This is a genomic window from Mesorhizobium sp. WSM4845, assembly GCF_055811455.1.
In genome coordinates this window covers 1-14,761 of the sequence record NZ_JBVVQA010000020.1, presented here as the reverse complement: position 1 = coordinate 14,761, position 14,761 = coordinate 1, and the positions used below count along the sequence as shown (strand labels likewise).

The following is a 14,761-nucleotide window of genomic DNA, read 5'->3' as shown; positions in this document are numbered from 1 at the left end:
AGAGTCGGCCCGCTCACTAATGGTCGGGCGACGCCGAGGCCGGTCGGGGGCAGTTTTGGCGCCGTTTTGCAGCAATGCTTGCTGATGGCTCAGCGAAGCCCCCCCGTGATCGCCTGGCTGCCGGAGAGGCAACCAGGCGATCGTCCTTCAGCATTCCCAAACCTGACCGTCGACATCAAGGCCATGATCGGTCTTGAGAACGCGCCATCGATCGAACGCGAAAAGCGGGTTGGCCGGCCTTCAGGAGGAGGCGAACACAAGTGAAGCGGCTTGAAGCTCGGCGTGAAAGGGGAAACAACTTTTCCGGACATATCGTGAGCGTGGCAAACTCGCTCCCAAGAGGTATAGCGGCCCTGTAAGGCTCGGCGACTTTATGCACTCCGCGGGCCACGAAAACGTCCTGCCCGGGGCAAGCCCGTATTGGCTTTCCCGATTGCGCACGACGCCGCTGCGTGGCTCCGCAAAATCCACTCGGTCAGTACCGGGACGACGTTCCGCCGCCGCGGTACTCGTGGAAGAAGGGTCGCCCCAGCAACGACTGCGGCGACGAGTAGCTTCGGTCAGGCTCCGTACTTCCTGTCATGCTCTGCCGCTGCCGGACGACGCTCGATGCGAGTTCGACTCGGCTCGTGCCCTCGCCTCTCCCCGCTCGCCAATTCTGCGCAGCTGTCCGTTCTTCGGCGCCAACCGATGTCGGTAATCAGCGGGCTAGCGCTCGGTAGCACCGTCCTTCGGAGGTATGCCGTCCTGCACTGCCAGCGCAGACTGGATCGCAGCTCTTGAGCAGTTCCTTTCAGTCGTATGCCAGCCGTCGCTCTACCATCGAAAACACAGCTTTTGCATGCTGCGGGAATCCACCACCTCCTCGGTCCCGAGATGGCATTGCCTACTTGCTCTTAGGGGCTCATAGGAACTGGTCTGTTCCGGGGTGTGCGTCGCCAGCAGGGCTTGCTCGGGTGGTCCGATGCATATAGCTCGGCTACAGAAGAAGCGGCCAGACCTTCATTCGTCGTCTGCCGCGACTTCCTGCATAATTCGTGTTCAACAAGGAAAGACCTATGAGGCGTCAGCCCCGAGCATTCACGGTGGAGATCAGACAGAAGCGCAGTTCTCAAAAACGGAGTCGTTCGATCTGGAGCGATGTCGATCTTACCGCAGCAATGGCCGAGACAACAAGGGAACTCGAGGAGATGGAGTTGCCAAATGGTCGCCCTGTTGACTCAAGTGTTGTAGCGCTTGATGCTGAACACATGCACAAACCGCGAGCGGAGTATCTCATGGCAAATCCCCTGGACGCAGAATCAGTAACAACTGCAACGCAACCGGCAGCCAAGGTAGAGGGACCTCAAAAGAAGAAAGCCCAACGGTCGCCGAGAGCGAAGGCTGAGCCTAGGCCGCCTGCTCGGAAGAAAGCGCCCAATGCGGCGTCTCAGGCGGAGGAAGCACCAGCAGCGACCGTGCGGACCGGACGTAAGATCTACTCTGAAGAGGAGCGCGCCCAGATGCTCGCCCTGATACAGAAGTCTATCAGCGGCGGCGCCACCCTGAAGAGCGCCGTAAAGCAGGCCGGCATTTCGGAACAGACCTACTACCAATGGAAGAAAGCTGCGCTGCCTGCATCGGTTGGTGACGATCTGAAGGACCTCGTCACGCTTGAGGAAGAAAACAAACGACTGAAGAGCCTGCTCGCGGAACGCCTGCGCAAAGAGAACGCGGAACTGAAGAGGAAGCTGGGGTTTTAATAACGCTGAATCGCAGATCGGAGCGCCAGAATTCTTGTCCCACGCGCTATCCGAGAGCGCATAGCTACGGGTCTGGCATCGGCACTTCTGGTCGGAGGAAGCGGTCGTCGGTGATCCCGGAGAGGCCGCCGAGGTGAAGCAGCAGCGGCGCGACCGCGGTCCTAGAAAAAGATCACCTCAGGACCACCTGCGGTTGGCTTCGCGCACTCGCCCTTTGTCCGCCGTCAGTTGCTCTTCGTCCGAAAATTCCGATAGTCCGCCGCCCTCAGCATCAGATCCAACCTTCGCCTTGCGGGCCCATCGAACTGCCGCGGCCGCCCAAGGCGGTCCAATGGCCAATCTTGACAATGGTGATCCGGCAAGCATCTGCATAAGCGGGACACAGGAGCGATCTCGAATGACTTCTCCGCTCAATTTCCCTACGCGCCTTAGACCGGCACTCGCGCCAGTAGCCCGTGTCGGATGAGATCGATGCTGGCGGCAAATGCGCCTGCAGAGTCATTCAATGCGTGGACTTCCTCGACGAGCTCAAGAGAAAAGGGACCCGTATAGCCGCCATCAAGTAGCGCCCGGATCTGGCTGCAATTGTCGGAACCTCCCAGGAGGCGATCCGGGTGAACCCACAAGGTTGGATCGTTTATGCCTGAAATGTGCACGAGACCGGTCAGATCGCAGAAGAAGGACGTCTCGCCGGCGAGTGTGTGGTGGAATGTATCGTGCACAAGCCGGAAGACGGACTGGCCATCAACCCAGGCAATAGCGTTAGCCGCTTCGTTCTTCGACCGAAGCGAGGAGGTCTGGAAGCCAAGCGGTTCGATGAGCCCAATCAGACCCCGCGACTGAAGTATCGGCTTGAGCGCCTTCAAGGCGACGCGGAGATTGCCATTGCGCTCGCCATTGGCGGACCACGAACCGTCGTTCACCGGCACCAGCATAAGCGCCTGGGCGCCACAGGCGGCCGCATAATCGGCGAGCTTGCTGGCCTCGGCCTTGCGGGCGGGAGTCCATTCGTTGAACCGCTGTAGGGCGTTGACTGAGATGATCGTGACGCCCGCTTCGGCAGCGGCAGACCGAACATCCGCCGGCGGCTTGCCGCGCACAACAGCCTTACTGCAGGGATTATTCCGGATTTGCACGTCGGTCAGACCGAGATCGCGGGCGAGCGCGAAGAACGTCCTGACGTCAAGCCCGGGCGTCGCCATGTGGTCGAGTGCAAACCGAAGTGGCGCCTGGCGCACGCAGTGGCTTTCCTTCATGAAGGCGGCCGCCATTCTCGGCTGACTGGCTTCTGCCGTTTGTTGATTTACGAGCCCGAGATGATCGGCATATGGAGGCGAGTCAATCGAACTGACCCGCTCTTTATTCACACGATTGTGCTTCATTGTGAGCCGACTTTCACGCAACGCATACTACCGCGCCTCTTGAGAACATTGATCTGCTAGGCGAAATGACCGAAGATCGATCGAGGCTATCCAGCTGCTTCCGCAGAGTAGGCGCCAACCCGGAAAGATGCTGAACCGATCCGGAGCCAAACTGATGTGGCTAGCTGCGAAATCGATATCATCATCTCGGAAGGCTGGAGGGGGTGTACATCGGGGGAACTCCTGTGTGCGTTGCAGGTCAGATACTTGCAATCTGGCCCTCTGGAAACAGCCAGTTCGTTGCAATTGAAGCCGTCCAGTTGGTGAAGTGGCATGGCGGGGATCATCGGGCTAACAATTTGGCGGTCCAACAATGAGGCCTCCGGCTTCTGCGCCCCCGACATCTCTTGGCTTCGCCCAACCGTCCGTGGCTCCGCCGTCGCCAGCGTACCGCTACCGATCGAGTTGCCGGGCGATAAAGATAGAATCAGGGGAAGCCTTTCTGGCGGCCCTGATAGGGTGCTGTTGAAGACACCTACCCGGAGATGGCGCATCTCGTGCGGCTCGTTCAAGGGAGGAGGAGCGGCCAGTGCATTATGGCCCACGGTCACAACGAGCGCATGCTGCTGCCGATCGAGCGTGGCACGGCGCACGGTGCCGTGATGCCATGCTGTCGGCCGGCCGGCTTAGCCGACTGCGCTACGCATGTAGGTCGGGCGGCAGCAGGGCGTCGCTGCGGTGGCTGGCTGTTCCCGGGGAGAGCACGCGATTACCCGACGCTGCAGATCCATCGGATTGTCGCCGAGACTGCAAAAGCGCCAACCCCGTAAAGGGGCCCGGCCGGCACACGCTGCGTCACAGCTTCGCCACGCCTGGAGGCCGGCGCCGAAGTCGGAGTTACCCGGGTCCTGCTGGGGGTCGACCCGCAGATATGCTGCAGGCCAGTCAGCTCGAGAACTTAGCCTTTTCGAGGAGGCGGAGAGCTCGCCCGACGGGTGGGCGTGCGGCGACTCGAGCGAGATCGCCGATATGCTCCGTGCTGCCCGGCCTGCCTTTCAGGTCGCGCATGCAGGCCAGCTCAGCCTCGGCAGCTCAAGGTCATTTCGGCGTTCGAGCACTGCCGCACGGCAGGCGTACGCGGCCAACGGCGGATCGGGCACAACTGCCTTGGTCGTCACACACGTCGATGAGGTAGGCGGAAATGAATCGTCATCCGCATCCCCCTCGGCGGAGAGCGAGTCTCCCCAAACATGGCAGATGTCTCGCAACCGCTTCGATCCGAAGCAATCCGGCTTTCGCGACGAGATGTTATGCTGGCTCGGAGTGCCAGGATTGAAGCTCGCCCGGGAGCGTCTGACGTCGAGATTGATCAAAGCAGCAACCCGAAGAGGTGCGCAATCTTTGGAACGTGGCTACGCTGGGCACGCCCTGGTGTCAGCTCTCTCAGACCGCTCACGAGCATCTTAGCCGCCTGCTCGAGCGCCTCTACCGGCATCGCTGCCAAGCTTTCCAAAATAAACCACATGGCGGCCGCCCACCGCCTCCAACCGGGTGCGCGTGCCCCGCCGCCAATTCCAGCGGCGACATGTAGCTCCCAAATCGTCGCGCCAGATGACCTCCCCTTTGGAAGCGCTTTCGACGACCGCTTCCCAATTCAAAACAGTGTGGAAGGACTCCGTTCCTACGGCAATCGCCAGCCGCGGTTTGCCGACATATGCATCGAAATTTTCGCCGCCAATGGGTATTGAGGAACGCAGGCTCATTGCATTGTAGAGGTCAACGACAGGATTTATTGGTGGGATGCGGCCATCCTTCTCCACCCGTTTTTCAATGCCTGCGCCGAGCACGCCGTCCGGTATGGTTTCGCGCCGAACCGGACGTATGCCTCCGCCCAATTGGCCAAGTGCGCTTCTCCCCAGGCGGGTCCCCCGCTCGGGCGAAATCGCAAGCCTCTCCCAACACGTCCCGAGCCATGACGCCTCGCGCACTGTCGTCTGCATCAACAAGAATGCTGATTGCGCGAAAGTCAGGTGCCGATCTCTGCTATTTCTTCGTCGATCAGCGGAAAATCCAACAACGCTTCCTCCTTTAAGCCGGCCGCGACGGCGCTTTGCTTCCACCGGATTTGAGAGTCTCCTCAAGAATTCCTTTCCCCAGGTCCCAGGGTCAGAGTCCTGCCCGGGACCCGGACTGGCCGACAGAGCCAGTCCCGGCAGGTCTTGCTGATTCAGTCTGCGATCAATGCCGGCGCAACTCTGGGGTCACGAGCCAGGCCCGCTCGCTGTCAGGGCGGGTGTTGAGCATCTTGCCGAATCTTCGGCAAAGCTTCTTACCCGTTGGATAGCTCCAGTAAGGAGCCGAACGCCATTCTCGATCTGCCGAATGCTCAGGGCGGAATAGCCCATCACCAGTCCAATCCGGTCAGCGCGGGCTTCATCTCGGATGTACAGCGATGAAATCGGATGGATGCCAACCCCGACCCGCCGCGCCTCTTCAACCAGGACGTCCTCCAGCGACCGAGAAAGATCCTTGAACCAGACGACGACATGCAGCCCTGCATCGGCCCCCTCGATGGCAATGCTGTCTGCGAACGCGCGCCGAAGGACAGCAAGCAGTGCCTCTCGCCGCTCGCCGTTAAGACGGCGGACGCGGCGCACATGGCTTTCATAACCACCGCTCTCGATGAGTGAGGCCAGGGCCTCCTGTTCCGCGACCGGAGAATGCCTGTCGAGAAGCTGCTTGGCCATCGCAAAGACGTCTTGCAACTCGGCCGGAACCACCAGGTAGCCGATGCGCAGCATCGGCGACAGTGTCTTGGAGATCGTGCCAACATAGATTACGGAACTGCGGTCTTCCAGCTTATGCAGCGGGGGCACCGGTCGAATGTCGTACCGGTACTCGCCATCGTAATCGTCCTCGATAATATAGGCGTCATTGCGCCGAGCCCATTCGAGGAGCTGATACCGCCGCGAAATCGACAAGACGGCGCCGAGCGGGAACTGGTGCGACGGGGTGACATAGGCCAGCCGCGCTGGGATCTCCTGCAGCAGCTCGGTCTTCATGCCCTCGCTATCGACGGCGACAGCGACGGGCGTGGCTCCTGTGCTGGCAAAGACTTGGCGCGCCATTCTATAGCAGGGATCCTCGATCACGAAGCTGTCAGAAGGATCGAGCAGCAGGCGCGCGCACATATCGAGGCACTGCTGTGATCCGCTGACGACGAGGATCTGCTCGACCTGGCAGCTAAGCGCTCGGGCACGCCACAAATATCCCTGCAGCGCCTGGCGCAAGCGATGCGAGCCGCGTGGATCGTGATAGGCCAGCCTTCCGGGGCTTTGTGACATCGCCGCGTTCATCGCACGCTTCCACGTCAGCGCCGGGAAATCAGATGGGGCGAGGTCGCCATAACGGAAATCGACCTTGAGGCGGTTGGGGAGGTAATCGCGCCGTGGCGGACTGGCGCGCAGTCGCTCGCCGTAACAGGAAAGGTGGATCGGGCCAGTCCGTTTCGGCACCGCGCTGGTCTCTTTACTTCGGACTAGCGAAGATGCTACGCGAGGTCTTGCGCCTGGAATGACCTCGATGAAACCTTCGGCGACCAGCTGATCATACGCCACGGTGACCGTGGTTCGCGACACACCGAGTTCATTTGCGAGGCCGCGTGACGACGGCAGCTGGCTGCCCGTTTCATAGATCCCACCTAGGATCTGCTCGCGAAGAGCTTCGCAGATCTGGCGCGCGCCGAGACCTTGCGAGCGAGCTGTCGACGCTTCAGGAGAAGGCTGGACCATTTCTTTCATCGCCAACTGGACGTTCCATCTGAGTTAGTGTGACGGCATTGTCCCCGAAATCAAGAGGGCTAAAGCCGATGACCAGCGCCGAAGATCAGCTTGAAGCCGAGGCAACATCAACGCCGTCCCGGAACGACGTCGGTCTCGCATTCGCCACCCGGGCCATCCATCATGGCTACGATCCGGCCGGCTTTTCCAATTCCGTTCAGACGCCGGTGTTTCTTACATCGACCTATGGATTTGAAAGCGTGGCAGCAAACGAAGCCGTCGCAGCGCTTGGCGGAAGGCTCTACGCACGCGAATACAACCCGACCACCGAGATCCTTGAAAAGCGGCTCGCCAATCTCGAAGGAGCCGAAGCTGGGCTGGTACTCGCCTCGGGGATCGCCGCCTTCGGCACGCTGATCCTTTCGCTGCTTTCGCAAGGTGACGAACTCATTGTCCACAAGACACTCTATTCGAATACGCTCGCCATGGTCGAGCAGGGGCTGCCGCAGTTTGGCATCAAGGTCGTTGCCGTCGACCTGTCGAATCCGAGCAATCTCAATGGCGCCATCACTGACAGGACCCGGCTCGTGTTCTTCGAGACGCCAATCAACCCGCTGAGCCGTATCCTCGACATCGCTGCCATTGCCGAACACGCCCATTCTCGCGGCGTGAAGGTCGCCGTCGACAGCACCTTCGCCTCGCCCGCCCTCCAGCGTCCGCTGGAACTCGGAGCCGACATCGTGATCCATTCGCTGACCAAGTACATCAATGGCCATGGCGATGCTCTGGGCGGTGTGATACTGGGCGATGCGAAAACACTGCACCTGCTGCGCGAAACTGGCCTGCGCTATCTCACCGGGGCAGCGCTCTCGCCCATGTCGGCGTTCCTGATTTTGCGCGGGTTGAAGACACTCACGTTGCGTATGGAGCGTCACAGTGTCTCTGGGCTTGCGGTCGCTCAGGCGCTCGAGGCGCACCCGGCTGTGGCTTGGGTTAGCTATCCATTTCTCGGCTCTCATCCCGACCATGAGATCGCGCGCAGACAGATGTCGCAAGGCTCGGGCATGTTGGCTCTCGGCCTCCAAACGGGGTTCGAGGGCGCGCGCCGTATGATGGACCGGCTCAAGCTGATCATCAGGGCGGTCAGCCTCGGCGACGCTGACAGTCTCATCTATCATCCGGAAAGCCTGACCCGCTCGCGCAAGTCAATCCGCAAGGACGCGCATTTGCCTGACGGAGTCGGCGACGACCTCATGCGTCTGTCGGTAGGGCTCGAAGACGCCGCCGATTTGATCGCGGATCTAGAGCAGGCGCTGGACGGGGTCTGATGCCCAACGCTTCACCCAATGTAACAACGGGAGCTTCAGCATGGCTTTCCTGAGCGGCCTTTCGGCCTTCCCAATAACGCCAAGCGACAGTGACGGCGGCGTCGATGTCCTAGCGCTTCGAAAGCTGATAGCGCGGCTTTGCGCAGCAAAGGTGGATTCCATCGGCCTGCTCGGTAGCACCGGCACCTACATGTATCTGTCGCGCGCGGAACGCCGCCGGGCGATTTGCCAGGCGTTGGACGCGACGCGTGGACGAGTCCCGCTCGTTGTGGGCGTGGGCGCTTTGCGCACCGATGAAGCGGTACACTATGCAAGCGATGCCAAGGCCCTTGGCGCAGCCGCGGGGTTGCTCGCGGCTGTTTCCTACACCCCGCTCACTGACGACGAGGTTTTCGAGCATTTTTCGACAGTGGCGCGCGAAAGCGGCCTGCCGATCGTGATCTACGACAATCCTGCAAACACGCATTTTCGCTTCACGCCAGCGCTCATCGAGCGTCTGGGACAGCTGCCTGAGATCCTCGCTATTAAAAACTCAGCCGACCGGGGCGATGTTATCAAAGGCCAACTTGCGCAGCAGAAAAAAATTGTGCCGAAAGGATTCTCGATCGGCTACAGCGGCGACTGGAACGCCACCGAGGCCCTGATCGCCGGCGCCGATACATGGTACAGCGTCCTCGGTGGCATCTTGCCCGACCCCTGCCTGAGGATGGTCAGAGCCGCTCAGCACGGCGACCACGCAGAAGCACACCGGATCGACGCCACCCTGGCCCCGGTGTGGGAGCTTTTCAAGACGTTCTCGAGCCTTCGCGTCGTCTACGCAATCGCCGAGCTCCTCGAAATCTGTTCCGCCGAGCCCCCACGGCCAATCAAGCCGCTTTCCGCTGCGGCGAAGGGCCAGCTCGCCGGCGTCTTGGACCGTCTAGGATCAGGTGTCGGATCGTAAGCCGCGCGACTTCATATTGCCGAGGGAAAAATGTACGCACCGACCCTTTCGATGACTAGCCGAGATGTTCTCCATAATCCGATCGGGAACAATGCGCGCGGCGTACTGATCACCGATGGATCAACAGGCCTCGACGCCAATCACGTCCTCGTCAACGTGTTCGAATTGGCAGAACGTCTTATCGGCGAGGGAGGTAGGCGTCCGGGGCCGCCAACGCCTACATTTCTCCGGAAGAGTGTGCAGGCCAGACGACTTCCACTCGAAGCATCAAAGCCTTGATGCGCTAACAGCATTCAATCGCTGCGCAGGATCTTTGCTTCAAGCGCGGCTGCCACAAAAGCCCTTCGGGCAGCTGGTGGATGGGCCTCACCACGCAATACTTGCAGACAAGCGTCCATCGCTACCCTCCGTTTCTCGGTCCGATGATGAAGGGCACGGATCAGGATAGCGGCCGCCTGGTTGACATCGAATGCGATACGCTCAGAACTGTGGCGGCCAACCTGAACAACGACCGCCCTCTCAAATCTGTGCAAGCCGGTCATCTCTCCGCCCCCCAAGGCGATCATCCGTCAATAGGGCCCAGCTCGTCTTCTTTGCCGAGCCGACACTGCATCTGTGAGCCGAGACAGCGCTAACCTCACACGCGCTTAGCCGCTCTGTTCCGCTGCTGATCTGCAGGCGGGATCCATCGGTTGTCGGAGGTTGTTCCTCCAACATGACGGCGCGATTCAAAAAGCCGAATAGGCCCTTTGGGCGCTGCCCTCGCCATCGAAAATCTTGTCGATTGAGACCTAAAGAGTAGCTTGATCAGGGAAGGCTCTCTTCTAGCGCGACCACCTTCGTGCTCAGCACGCGCGCTCGGTGCCGAGGGAGCGCGGCACCTCCCGGGGCGCTGGTGACGTGTGACCATGGACATCCTTGCCCAACGGCTTGCGGTGGGCAGCCCTTCTCACTGTGCCGCACAGCGCTGCCTCGCAATTCTGGTGATTTTTGCGTGTCAGCCATTTTGTTCTAGATCACGCGGCAGTCCTTATCATTCATCGCGCGGATGCCTCACATCCAAACAATCTAATTTACCGGTTTCTTATGATCCTGCATAGCGCGACATCAAAACCCACGACCATGTTTTCCAGTCGTTTTCTGCGGTTGCTCTACGGTCACCTCGACAAGGATCTACTATGCGTATTTGCGGTATCAAACTGACGCACGACGGGGGAATCGCTGTCGTGGAAGACGGCAGATTAGTCTTTTGCATCGAGCAGGAGAAGCTCGACAATAACCCACGATACCAACATATCGAGCGGCTTGAGACGGTCGCCGCCGTTTTGGCGGAAAACGGGCTTGCTCCGCGCGATATCGACCGGTTCGTTATTGACGGATGGGACGGTGAAATCCAGTCAGAATTCCAAGTTCTGAGTAACGGCTCCCCTATCACTCTCAACGGCGCGCCATATGTGGAGCGGTACGCCGAAAATCCTCTGACAGCCTATCAAGGTTCCGGTCTCATGCTCGACAATGGGGTATGTTCTTATGAAAGCTACCCGCATGTTGTTGGGCACGTAGCTTCCGCATACTGCACCAGCTCATTCGCCAAAGCAGAGGAACCGGCATTTTGTCTGGTATGGGACGGCTGCATCTTTCCGCGGCTTTACTACGTCGAGCCAAGTGGAGTCCGATTTGTTGGGTGCCTGTTTCCGATGATAGGCCATGCCTATGCGGCCGCGGGCCAACATTTCGGTCCTTACAGGCAAGAACTGCGGACTGGCTGGAATCTCGGTATCGCCGGCAAGTTGATGGCCTATATTGCGCTCGGAGTGGTCCATGAACACATCGTGAATGTGTTTCAGGAGCTTTACGACGACCATTTTGCCTGGGATACGGACCTTGCTTTTGGCTACGGGAACAACAGCCACAGCGAAGACGCGTTACTCACGGCTGTGCACGACTTCTTCGATGCAAGCGCGTCGCGGTTAATCCCCGAAACGCCCGAGGACATACTTGCTTCGTTCCATGCCTTCGTGGAGCGTCTTCTCGTCCAGGGGATGACAAGGGCGCTGCGTGGGTACTCAGTCCCCAAAACCAGAAACCTGTGCATAGCCGGCGGATGCGGGCTGAACATCAAATGGAACAGCGCTCTTCGGGCGAGCGGTTTGTTCGACGCAGTCTGGGTGCCTCCGTTTCCAAACGACAGCGGATCGGCGATCGGTGCCGCTTGCTGCGCGCTGGCCGCCGACAAGGGTTTCGTGCATCTCGACTGGTCAGTTTACAGCGGGCCAAATGTGAGCCATGGCAAGGTTCCGCCTGGTTGGCAATCTGCTGCTTGCAGCCTGAAAGAACTTGCCAGCGTGCTCGCCGACAACAAGCCTGTGGTGTTCCTTGCAGGTCGCGCAGAGCTTGGTCCACGTGCTTTGGGAGCCAGAAGCATCCTGGCGGCCGCAACTTCGCCGGAAATGAAGGACCATCTCAACAAAATCAAAGTTCGAGAGCACTTCCGACCGGTAGCGCCAATATGCTTGGAGGATCGTGCACCTGACATGTTTGACCCCGGCACGCCGGATCCTTACATGCTGTTCGATCACCGAACCCGTTCGGAGTGGAAAGAAAAAATCCCGGCGGTCGTCCATCTCGACGGGACTGCGCGACTTCAGACAGTTTCGAGAACTTCTGAACACCCAATTGCAGAACTTCTGATAGAATATGAGAAACTCACGGGCATTTCGCTGCTCTGCAACACGAGTGCAAATCTCAATGGACGTGGTTTTTTTCCGGATGCGGCTGCCGCCTGTGAGTGGGGATGCGTAGACCACGTTTGGTGCGATGGGTTGCTGTTGACCAAGACAGGTGCAAGTCAATTCGAGGGCTGAGCGGCGGGCTGTAACGAACTTGAGTTACCGCGCTCTAGCGCTGCAATCGCCGGCAGCATCGCTGAGGGAGCCGGATAATGCGGGTGTGTGCGGTTACGGCCCTTGAAGCTGCCCTGATCTGACGAACGAATCTGATCGTCATGGCCGATAAAGCGCCGAGACTGTGCTGTTGAGCTGGCAAGCACGCGAATGCTTTTGCTTAGCGATGTGAATGGAGGGTTCGAACACCAGGGCCTGCACGGCCCTGCCGACCGGCATGCCATTCGTCTGCTGCGGTGGTGGCAAGCTTGAGCGAATTAGCTGTTTGAGCTCCTTCTGCCAACGGAATCCCGCATTGCCTGCGCCAGCCGCGTTAATCCCTGGGAGCGTCCGCCTTGCCGTCCGCGACTTTGCTCAGCACCGAACCACTCCGCCATGGCGCCGGGCATGTGGCCGACCACGTTGACCCCGACACCCTCCGTCAGTGTCAGCAAGTCGGAGTAGAGGTCCACATTCTCGAGCACGCTCCTTGCAGGACCCATAAGTGCGAGATCGGTTGCAGCAACCCGATGCCGAAGGGCACAATTGCCAGCGCACGGTCCTGGTGCCGTCGCGGGGTCACTGCCGGTTCTTCTGACCGCCCGCGTCGTGCTCGTAATAGCGCTCGGAGGCTTCTGGTCGATGTCGGCAGCGTTGGCGATGCGGCTCGTCCCAGGTCACCTCCTGCGGCGCGCCATGTCGATTATCCTCACCGGCGTACCGTCGGTCCAATCGGCGCCTATGTCGGCGACGTCTGGGGGTGGCAAAGCGCCTTCATGATCGCTGCAGTCTTCGGCGCGTTACACTGGTAGTGCAACTCACGGCTTTTCCGAGGCTGCCTCCGATTGGAGCGGCCAGCTTCCGCAGTCTGCTGGATGTGGCCAAGAATCCGATGATCAAAGTCGCGATTTTGGTCGTCCTGCTGGTCGCTTCCGGGCACTTCGCCGGCTCCATCTATATCCGCGACTTCCTTGAGAATGTTCCCGCGCTCAACATCGAGACGATCTCGCTCGTGTTGCTCGCCATTGTCATCGGCGGCTTCTTCGGCAATTTGGCCGGCGGATATTGGCCGAGCACAGCCTCAAGGCAGTCGCGGCCCTGCCGCCCCTGCTCATAGCGATGGCCGCTGTCTCGCTGCTGACGTTGGGAGCATCGGCCTGGGCCTCGGCGGTTGCGGTACCGTATGGGGCTTGCCTTCGGCGCGGTGCCGGTGGGACTGCAGAAAATGCATGGTGCTGCGCGCCGCTCCCGAGCAGGCCGAAAACGCCGGTGGGCTGATGGCCGCAACGTTCCAAGTGCCATCGCCACCGGCGCGATTTTCGGCGGACTGCTGGTGGACAATACCGGCGTTGCTAGTGCCTTTGCCTACAGCGCCGTTGCCTCGTTCCTCGCTGCCCTGACAGTGTTCTTGCTCGGACCGATTTGCGAACCCTAGAGCACCTGACACAGGCCAGTGCAGCACGGCGAAAGATGCAATCGCATCAGCCGCGCGGTGCGATCCTGCTCACGATTTTTTGGCGGTTGCAGCCATCGTCTCCGCGCACGTTGTTGTCCGGTCGATTTCGACCAGCGGCGGCGTTTTGAATGATGGTGCCGACGAGAGAAGCTAAGAGCGCCGGACCGAAGCGGATCGCCTCGCCGTCGACCGCGATCCCGTGCTTGATCCGTGTAAGGCGGCTTTCCATGCCTCCGGGCCGAAGCAGCTTTTGAAATCATTGCATTCCCGGCAATTGGGCGCGGCATAGGGGTAGACCTTCAGACTCGCACAGCCTGCGGTAGAAGTACTTCTTCCACTTCATGTTTTTGGTGTTGCCGGCTACCAGCGTCGGAAAATCAGCACCACACTGTCATGCAAAATCATCGAATTTGAGTCAGACCCAATTTTGCACGCCGGTTCGCACCCTATGAGGCGCTGAGTAAATCTAGACTAGGAGCGCCCGCGGCTTCACATGCGGGATGCCTCCTCCAACATTATCTGCCGCATCCAGGTGCTTGCCGGATCACTGTTGTGAAGGGTGGGCCATTGGACGGCCTCAGTGAACGTGGGTAGTGGCAGGGGAAGTTCGACGATCCGCAGAGGGAAAGTCTTTTTGAAATGCTGAACCAGCCGGAAGGGCATGGTCGCTATACGATCTGTGCCTGAGACCATCGGCGGGATAATGCTAAAGGCCTGCACGATAATCTCGACACGTCTCTTGAGACCATGTTCAAGCAAAAACCGTTCCTCGATGGATGGCATGTGCGCACGGCCGACCCTGAACGCAATGTGCTTCATCGACACGTACCTCTCGAATGTAAGCTGCTGTGGCAGCTGCTTGTTCGTGGGGCAGCCTACGCACACGAATGTCTCGTCGAACAGCGCCGCTCTTGGATGCGCGCTCGACATGAACAATTCCGGAAGAATCAGAAAATCGACGTCACCGCGCCGGAGAAGCTCATCGAGATCGTCGTCGAGCGGCAGCAATTCGAAGCTGACGGCGGGTGCTTCGCGTGCAACACGCTCCACGACCTTTTCAAAAAACACGAGTGTGGCGAAATCGGAAACTATGATCCGGAAGCGGCGATCGGATTGAGCCGGATTAAACGGATCCCAAGAAATAATCGAGCACTGGATGTGCAAGAGTGCGCCGCGAACAGCGGGGGCGAGTGTTTCCGCACGTGGGGTTAGAACACGTTCGCGGCCGCTCATCGTAAACAGTTCATCGTTGAAATAATCGCGCAGCCGG

The 14,761-nt window shown here is 59.7% G+C and carries 10 protein-coding genes and 3 pseudogenes; 6 read left to right on the top strand and 7 right to left on the bottom strand.

The window, feature by feature from the left end; genetic code table 11:
- Nucleotides 1-105: 105 nt before the first annotated feature.
- Nucleotides 106-264, top strand: a complete 159-nt coding sequence (locus AC0L2C_RS21660; RefSeq protein WP_473524387.1) for a hypothetical protein — start codon at nt 106-108, stop codon at nt 262-264.
- Between the two features lie 794 nt (nt 265-1,058).
- Entirely contained in the window at nt 1,059-1,742 is a 684-nt protein-coding gene (locus AC0L2C_RS21655) for a transposase (protein WP_473524386.1), read from the top strand.
- A 428-nt stretch (nt 1,743-2,170) separates the two neighbouring features.
- On the opposite strand, the gene AC0L2C_RS21650 is transcribed toward AC0L2C_RS21655, so the two are convergent.
- The 3 genes and pseudogenes from AC0L2C_RS21650 to pdxR all read right to left on the bottom strand — a co-directional run bounded on the left by AC0L2C_RS21650 (nt 2,171) and on the right by pdxR (nt 6,903).
- The gene (locus AC0L2C_RS21650; protein ID WP_473524456.1) at nt 2,171-3,013 is read right to left on the bottom strand and encodes a TIM barrel protein; all 843 of its coding nucleotides are present in this window, start codon (nt 3,011-3,013) and stop codon (nt 2,171-2,173) included.
- A gap of 1,459 nt (nt 3,014-4,472) precedes the next feature.
- Nucleotides 4,473-5,180: pseudogene (locus AC0L2C_RS21645) on the bottom strand (B3/B4 domain-containing protein).
- A 184-nt stretch (nt 5,181-5,364) separates the two neighbouring features.
- Nucleotides 5,365-6,903 (bottom strand): MocR-like pyridoxine biosynthesis transcription factor PdxR, encoded by a 1,539-nt coding sequence (gene pdxR, locus AC0L2C_RS21640; protein ID WP_473524455.1) that lies wholly within the window; start codon nt 6,901-6,903, stop codon nt 5,365-5,367.
- 68 nt (nt 6,904-6,971) lie between these two features.
- Between pdxR and AC0L2C_RS21635 the strand changes: the two genes are divergently transcribed.
- Together AC0L2C_RS21635 and AC0L2C_RS21630 are read left to right on the top strand one after the other, a co-directional pair.
- Nucleotides 6,972-8,210 carry a trans-sulfuration enzyme family protein gene (locus tag AC0L2C_RS21635; RefSeq protein ID WP_473524385.1) on the top strand — a complete coding sequence of 413 codons (1,239 nt, stop codon included), beginning with the start codon at nt 6,972-6,974 and terminating at the stop codon, nt 8,208-8,210.
- Between the two features lie 40 nt (nt 8,211-8,250).
- A complete protein-coding gene (locus AC0L2C_RS21630; RefSeq protein ID WP_473524384.1) occupies nt 8,251-9,153 on the top strand; it encodes a dihydrodipicolinate synthase family protein in 903 nt (300 codons plus the stop codon).
- A 293-nt stretch (nt 9,154-9,446) separates the two neighbouring features.
- On the opposite strand, the gene AC0L2C_RS21625 is transcribed toward AC0L2C_RS21630, so the two are convergent.
- Nucleotides 9,447-9,695: a DUF982 domain-containing protein gene (locus AC0L2C_RS21625; protein WP_473524383.1), complete on the bottom strand. Its 249-nt coding sequence runs from the start codon at nt 9,693-9,695 to the stop codon at nt 9,447-9,449.
- 636 nt (nt 9,696-10,331) lie between these two features.
- Between AC0L2C_RS21625 and nodU the strand changes: the two genes are divergently transcribed.
- Together nodU and AC0L2C_RS21615 are read left to right on the top strand one after the other, a co-directional pair.
- A complete protein-coding gene (gene nodU / locus AC0L2C_RS21620) occupies nt 10,332-12,017 on the top strand; it encodes a nodulation protein NodU (protein ID WP_473480653.1) in 1,686 nt (561 codons plus the stop codon).
- 591 nt (nt 12,018-12,608) lie between these two features.
- A pseudogene (locus AC0L2C_RS21615) lies at nt 12,609-13,470 on the top strand (MFS transporter); the annotation flags it as partial.
- A gap of 46 nt (nt 13,471-13,516) precedes the next feature.
- On the opposite strand, the gene AC0L2C_RS21610 reads toward AC0L2C_RS21615, so the two are convergent.
- The 3 genes and pseudogenes from AC0L2C_RS21610 to AC0L2C_RS21600 form a co-directional block, all read right to left on the bottom strand.
- Nucleotides 13,517-13,720, bottom strand: a complete 204-nt coding sequence (locus tag AC0L2C_RS21610) for a hypothetical protein (RefSeq protein WP_473524382.1) — start codon at nt 13,718-13,720, stop codon at nt 13,517-13,519.
- A 2-nt stretch (nt 13,721-13,722) separates the two neighbouring features.
- Nucleotides 13,723-13,867, bottom strand: a pseudogene (locus tag AC0L2C_RS21605) (nitrogen fixation protein NifQ); the annotation flags it as partial.
- Between the two features lie 113 nt (nt 13,868-13,980).
- Nucleotides 13,981-14,761 (bottom strand): LysR substrate-binding domain-containing protein (locus tag AC0L2C_RS21600; protein ID WP_473524381.1); only part of this gene is annotated, 781 nt, incomplete at its 5' end.